1 protein-coding gene is annotated in these 303 nt (G+C 44.2%); it reads right to left on the bottom strand.

Features of this window, described 5'->3' with window-relative positions:
- Positions 1-271: DUF808 family protein (locus ACNKXV_RS14125; protein ID WP_417908353.1), on the bottom strand; the 271-nt coding region annotated here is incomplete at its 3' end.
- Between the last annotated feature and the right edge of the window lie 32 nt (positions 272-303).

Below are 303 nucleotides of genomic sequence, written 5' to 3'. Positions count from 1 at the left end.
CCAAAATCACCGTAACTGCTACGGGTGCAAAAGCACTAAGCAAAAATGCGACGGGTAAAATGATCAGTTTGTTGACAAAAGAGCCTTTGGAAATCGCCCAAAGGACAGGCAATTCTCGATCGGGTACAAAGCCAGACGCTTTTTCAGCATTGACCGCCAAGTCATCCCCTAAAATTCCGGAGGTCTTTTTTGCGGCAATTTTGGTCATGGCAGCCACGTCATCCATGACGGTGGCAATATCATCTAATAGGGCAAATAGTCCTGAAGCCATTAAGAAGTAAGATTTACGATTTTTGATTTACG

It is taken from the genome of Christiangramia aquimixticola (genome assembly GCF_048285835.1).
Taxonomy (GTDB): domain Bacteria; phylum Bacteroidota; class Bacteroidia; order Flavobacteriales; family Flavobacteriaceae; genus Christiangramia; species Christiangramia aquimixticola.
Note: the sequence above shows the minus strand (reverse complement) of the source record. Positions and strands in the feature narration are given on the sequence as shown.